The following is a 5,144-nucleotide window of genomic DNA, read 5'->3' on the forward strand; positions in this document are numbered from 1 at the left end:
CCGAACGCACCCGCGACGGGCTTTGGAACAGGATCGGCAAACTCATCGATCAGGTCGCGCCCGCAGAATGCGCCAACTTCTTCACCGCCGCTGGATACAAGCCAGATTGAGAGGAAAACGCTCTAGCGTTTGACTGTTCGCACCGCCAGGGTCCCCGCTCCCTGAATAAGCCCCACAAGGAGGATCAGCACAGCCACCACAGCGAACATAATGGTGGTGTTGAAGCGCTGATAGCCGTAGCGGATGGCCAGATCACCCAGACCGCCCGCACCGATCGCCCCCGCCATGGCCGAGGCGCCGACGAGGGTGATGGCGGTGACAGTCAGCCCTGAGAGCAATCCGGGCAGGGCTTCGGGAATCAGCACATAGCGGATGACCATCCAGCGCGTTCCACCCATGACACGCACAGCCTCGATCAGCCCGGGCTCTATTTCCTGAAGGGAAATTTCGGCAATGCGGGCGAAATAGGGAATGGCTGCAATCGAGAGCGGCACAATGGCCGCCAGCGTACCCAGAGACGTACCGGCAATCAGCCGCGTGACCGGGATGAGCAGGACCAGCAGGATGATGAACGGAATGGCCCTTATGGCGTCGATCAGCCAGCCGATGGGGTAGCCAAGCCACGGCACGTCATACAGGTCCTTGCGACGGGTCGCGATCATCAGCACGGCAAGAGGCAGGCCAAACACGAGGGCCACCAGTGTCGAGGCTGCGACCATTTCCATCGTCTGGAGGGTGGAATCGATGATAAGCTTACCGATCAGCCGGTACATAGCCGAGTATCTCCGTCACATGGGCCTGCTGGTCGAGATAGAGGCTGAGCGATGGGCTCAGCGGCGCGGAAAGGGCCAGGATCATGTCGGTCAGGGGTTCTCCCCCGCAATCGAGCGCCCCGCCCTGCACAAGCGTGATATCCTGATCGAAACGACGCGTGATCTCCGACAGAAATGCCGTGCAGGCGGCCTGTGCGCCAAGCACGACACGCAGCAGGGCTCTGTCTCCGGGGCGCGGATCAGGCGAAAGCTTCTCACGGACATAGGCTGGAAGGGTCGGTCGGATATCGGCCAGAAGCCGCTCCAGACGCTCATCGCCGCGACTGTCACGCAGCAAGGTCGCCATCGTGCCGTTTTCGATCAGCGAGCCATGATCGAGCACCAGCACGCGATGGGCAAAGCGTCTCACAACGTCCATCTCATGCGTAATCAGGATGATCGTCAGGCCCAGATCACGGTTGATCTGCGCCAGCAATTCGAGAATGGAGGACGTCGTGTGCGGATCGAGGGCAGATGTTGCCTCATCGCACAGAAGCAACGAGGGTGAATTGGCAATGGCACGCGCAATGCCCACACGCTGCTTCTGACCGCCTGATAATTCGGAGGGGCGCTTGTGCCCATGCCCTTCGAGCCCGACCAGCGTCAGGAGTTCCGCCACGCGTGGGGCAATCCGAGCACGGGGCCAGCCGGCAATTTCGAGCGGCAGGGCAATATTGCCAGCCGCATCGCGTGAGTCGAGCAGGTTGAAATGCTGGAACACGAGCCCGACCTTGCGGCGCACCGCCACGAGGTCGCGTTCAGGCAGGGCAGCGAGATCGGCTCCGTCGAGCAGGATTCGCCCTTCCGAAGGGCGCTCAAGCGCACAGAGGCAACGCAGCAGGGTGGATTTTCCCGCGCCGGAACTGCCGATCACGCCGATGATCTCGCCTTTATCAACCTGAAAACTGATATCGCTCAGCGCGGTCTGCGTCCCGAAACGGCACGACAGACCCGAAACATCAAGAAGCGTCATGAAAACGCAGGGATGACAGTATTGGCATAAACATCAATGAGCGCCTGACGGATATTGGGCTGCTGATAGGCACTGACCAGCGGCTTGACCCAGGGCGCCTGCACATCATCGGTGTTGACGGCAATCACGCAGATATAGGGATTGTCCTTCACGCCCTCACGCGCCAGCCGCTCATGCACCACATCGACCCCGGCCTTGTGTGCCCAGTCGGTGTTGATCACCGCTGCATCCAGATCCGGCAGGGCACGCCCCACCACCCCGGCATCCAGCTCGCGTATGGTGAATTCATGCGGATTCTCGGTGATATCCAGCGGCGTCGGCAGCAGGCCCGCAGATGGCGACAGCTTGATGAAGCCCAGTGTCTGAAGCAGCAGCAGCGCACGCCCTTCATTGCTCGGGTCATTGGGCACACCGATCACCGCCCCCTTGGGGAGGGCCGCGAGCGTTTTCCATTTGCGCGAATAGAGGCCGATCGGCGCGACATACGTATCCCCGACAGGGGTGATACGGTAGCCATGCGCGTCGCACTGCGCCTTGAGAAACGGCTTGTGCTGAAAGGAATTGGCATCGAGGTCGTGCGACGCCAGCGCCTCGTCCGGTGTCGAATAATCAGAGAACGTGACGATCTTGAGCGCCAGCCCCTGCTTCTGCGCGTTCTGACTGACCAGACGCCAGATATCCTCATCCTCGCCCGCCATGATTCCCACACGAATGGGCTTACCCTCGGCACGGGCGCCGCGCAGGCCTAGAGCCATGGACGCACCAAGAAGCGAGGACAACACCGTACGACGCGGCAGCGAGGCGAAGGACATGAGAAAGATATCCGGTTCCTGGCGCGAGCCGTTATATTAAACGATTTTTATTCGTTAATAATATCAGTCTCGACGCATTCAACGATTGATCTGTGTCTTATACAGAACGCTCGATAAAGCAATGATCCATCGCTTTTTCGTACCTCGCCTTGCACTCTCGTCCTGGTCATCTCTCACGAGGCGGCACCCGAATGCCGATGCTGATTGAGTTCAGACGTCTGGCGACAGATAAACCACCTGAAGTGGTGTCCTGCCACAGACAGATTTTCAATCGCCATGCGTTTTATCGCGGCATAATCCGGCCTTTGATGATTAAATTCCGTAAGATGGCTGTATGAATGGCTCGTAGCGGAACGCTCATTCCAGCCAGGACAAGGCCATGCTGTCGCTTCTCTGTTATCTCACTGCCGGTTTTGCGGAAATCGGCGGCTGCTTCGCTTTCTGGGCATGGGCCAGATTGGGACGATCGATCTGGTGGCTGTTTCCCGGTATGCTCAGCCTCGTGCTTTTTGCCCTGATCCTGACCCGCATCGACAGTGACAGCGCCGGTCGGGCCTATGCTGCCTATGGTGGCGTCTATATCACAGCCTCACTTGTCTGGATGCGTGTGTTTGAAGGACGCACCCCTGACCGCTGGGAACTGGCAGGAGCGGCAATCTGTCTGGGTGGCGCGGCCCTGATTCTCTGGGGCCCTCGCTCGACATGACCCGTGACATGGGTCATTGACGGTCGTTCTGAATACCGGAGATCTGTCGTGTTCCAGCCACTCTATAAGCGTATGCTTACCCTCGCGGCTTCGCCTCACGCGGGATGGTGGCTGTTTGCCGTCGCTTTTGCCGAGGCTTCGTTCTTTCCGATCCCTGTTGACCTGATGCTGATCCCCATGATCCTGGCGGCCCGTGAGCACGCCTTCAGGCTCGCGGCCATCTGCACGGTAGGCTCCGTCACCGGGGCGATGCTCGGTTGGGTGATTGGCGCCATGCTGCTGCAGCATGTCGCGCTGCCCATCGTCCATTTCTATCATGCCGAGCACACACTGGCGGTCATGCAGGAGAAGTTCCGCCAGTATGGTGTGGCCATCATCCTGCTCAAGGGGCTGACACCCATCCCCTTCAAGATCGTCACGATCGCGGCAGGTGCAGCGCATTTCGCGATCCTGCCGTTTATCGCGGCCAGTCTGGTCACACGCGGGGCACGCTTCTTTCTGGTTGCGACCCTGCTCTGGTTCTACGGTGCACCTATCCGTGATTTCATCGAGCGCCGCCTGACCCTCGTTCTCGCAGGCTTTCTCTTTCTCATCATCGCTGGCATTCTGGCTGTCACCCTTTTGTAGACCGGATGAGGATTGCCGCCATGCCCAACCAGATTGCCGTCGTCACAGGCGCCGGAGCCGGTATCGGGCGAGCCACCGTGCGTATGCTGGCATCCTATGGCTTTGACATTGCCTTGATCGGTCGAAACGAGCAGCGGCTTCAGGATGCCGCTCAGGAACTCGAGACAAGCGCGGTGCGCACCCTCACCCTGCAGGTGGATGTATCAGACGCTGCGGCGCTTGCTCAGGCTGCCGAGCAGGTTGAGCGCAATCTGGGTCCGATCACGGTCTGGATCAACGCTGCGGGCGTCACCGCCATCGGCCCGGTCCTGTCGCTCGATGAGGCCACATTGCGCCGCGTGACCGATGTGACCTATCTCGGCTCGGTTTTCGGCACACAGGCAGCTCTGGCCTGCATGCGCCGGCGTGGTAGCGGCACGATCGTCAATCTTGGGCTGGCTCACCCCCTGCGCGGCCTGCCGTTGCAATCTGCCATCAATGGCGCTCATGCGGCAGTCGGCGCCTTCTGCGACAGCGTCCGCCCCGAAATCCGTGCACTGTCCGATCGCATCGATCTGACCGTTGTGCATCTGCCCTCCATCAACACGCCAAGGCTGGGATGGAGCCGCAATCTCTCCGGTCACACGCTCAGGCCCGTCGGGCGCGTTTATGAACCCGAGGTTGCAGCACACGCCATCTGTCAGGCTGTCCTGGGTCATCACCGTGATATCTGGGTGGGGGCATCGTCCATTCTGCCAAGCCTGCTCAACGGGCTGGCGCCTTCATTGCGCGACCGTTATCTTGCGCGCACGGGCTTCAAGGCCCAGTTCGGTACTGGCCTCCCGGACGAGGCGCCGGATTCCCTGCAGGAAACTGTCGAGGGTGCCTACGCGGCACATGGCCCATATGACGGCACGCCCCTGCGCGAACAGGGCCGTAAGCCTCTGCTGCTGACGATCCCCCGACGCATCGGTCTGGGGGCAACCCTCCTGACGCTGGCGGGCCTTGCAGCCTTGTGGCGCAACACGCGCGGCAGGACCTGACACCCTCAGCCAGAACCGACCATCCGGATAGCAATTATCCGGGTAGTCGGGACCGGCAGCGATACCTAGAGCGTTTTCCTCTCAATCTGGCTTGTATCCAGCGGCGGTGAAGAAGTTGGCGCATTCTGCGGGCGCGACCTGATCGATGAGTTTGCCGATCCTGTTCCAAAGCCCGTCGCGGGTGCGTTCGGC

At 60.6% G+C, this 5,144-nt stretch carries 6 protein-coding genes and 2 pseudogenes; 4 read left to right on the forward strand and 4 right to left on the reverse strand.

Features of this window, described 5'->3' with window-relative positions:
- Positions 1–110 (forward strand): annotated as a pseudogene (locus tag ACWNRM_RS15065) (IS630 family transposase); the annotation flags it as partial.
- A 12-nt stretch (positions 111–122) separates the two neighbouring features.
- Here ACWNRM_RS15065 and ACWNRM_RS15070 read toward each other — a convergent pair.
- The 3 genes from ACWNRM_RS15070 to ACWNRM_RS15080 are packed head-to-tail and all read right to left on the reverse strand — an operon-like array spanning position 123 to position 2,597.
- Positions 123–773, reverse strand: a complete 651-nt coding sequence (locus ACWNRM_RS15070; RefSeq protein ID WP_485171493.1) for a methionine ABC transporter permease — start codon at positions 771–773, stop codon at positions 123–125.
- Positions 754–1,785, reverse strand: coding sequence for a methionine ABC transporter ATP-binding protein (locus tag ACWNRM_RS15075; RefSeq protein WP_485171494.1), 1,032 nt, complete (start codon positions 1,783–1,785; stop codon positions 754–756). The genes ACWNRM_RS15070 and ACWNRM_RS15075 overlap by 20 nt, the downstream gene beginning before the upstream one ends.
- Positions 1,782–2,597: a MetQ/NlpA family ABC transporter substrate-binding protein gene (locus tag ACWNRM_RS15080; RefSeq protein WP_485171495.1), complete on the reverse strand. Its 816-nt coding sequence runs from the start codon at positions 2,595–2,597 to the stop codon at positions 1,782–1,784. The genes ACWNRM_RS15075 and ACWNRM_RS15080 overlap by 4 nt, the downstream gene beginning before the upstream one ends.
- Positions 2,598–2,976: 379 nt before the next feature.
- Between ACWNRM_RS15080 and ACWNRM_RS15085 the strand changes: the two genes are divergently transcribed.
- The 3 genes from ACWNRM_RS15085 to ACWNRM_RS15095 all read left to right on the forward strand — a co-directional run bounded on the left by ACWNRM_RS15085 (position 2,977) and on the right by ACWNRM_RS15095 (position 4,952).
- The gene (locus ACWNRM_RS15085; RefSeq protein ID WP_485171496.1) at positions 2,977–3,303 is read left to right on the forward strand and encodes a YnfA family protein; all 327 of its coding nucleotides are present in this window, start codon (positions 2,977–2,979) and stop codon (positions 3,301–3,303) included.
- 72 nt (positions 3,304–3,375) lie between these two features.
- The gene (locus ACWNRM_RS15090) at positions 3,376–3,930 is read left to right on the forward strand and encodes a YqaA family protein (RefSeq protein WP_485171498.1); all 555 of its coding nucleotides are present in this window, start codon (positions 3,376–3,378) and stop codon (positions 3,928–3,930) included.
- A gap of 20 nt (positions 3,931–3,950) precedes the next feature.
- Positions 3,951–4,952 (forward strand): SDR family oxidoreductase, encoded by a 1,002-nt coding sequence (locus ACWNRM_RS15095; protein WP_485171497.1) that lies wholly within the window; start codon positions 3,951–3,953, stop codon positions 4,950–4,952.
- 81 nt (positions 4,953–5,033) lie between these two features.
- Here ACWNRM_RS15095 and ACWNRM_RS15100 read toward each other — a convergent pair.
- Positions 5,034–5,144 (reverse strand): annotated as a pseudogene (locus ACWNRM_RS15100) (IS630 family transposase); the annotation flags it as partial.

The sequence above is a fragment of the Asaia sp. A2 genome (assembly GCF_057319415.1).

Bases quoted from the DNA above. Each gene is read 5' to 3' on its own strand.
- ACWNRM_RS15070 (WP_485171493.1), bottom strand. From the start codon at position 773: ATGTACCGGCTGATCGGTAAGCTTATCATCGATTCCACCCTCCAGACG.
- ACWNRM_RS15090 (WP_485171498.1), top strand. From the start codon at position 3,376: ATGCTTACCCTCGCGGCTTCGCCTCACGCGGGATGGTGGCTGTTTGCC.
- ACWNRM_RS15095 (WP_485171497.1), top strand. From the start codon at position 3,951: ATGCCCAACCAGATTGCCGTCGTCACAGGCGCCGGAGCCGGTATCGGG.
- ACWNRM_RS15085 (WP_485171496.1), top strand. From the start codon at position 2,977: ATGCTGTCGCTTCTCTGTTATCTCACTGCCGGTTTTGCGGAAATCGGC.
- ACWNRM_RS15075 (WP_485171494.1), bottom strand. From the start codon at position 1,785: ATGACGCTTCTTGATGTTTCGGGTCTGTCGTGCCGTTTCGGGACGCAG.
- ACWNRM_RS15080 (WP_485171495.1), bottom strand. From the start codon at position 2,597: ATGTCCTTCGCCTCGCTGCCGCGTCGTACGGTGTTGTCCTCGCTTCTT.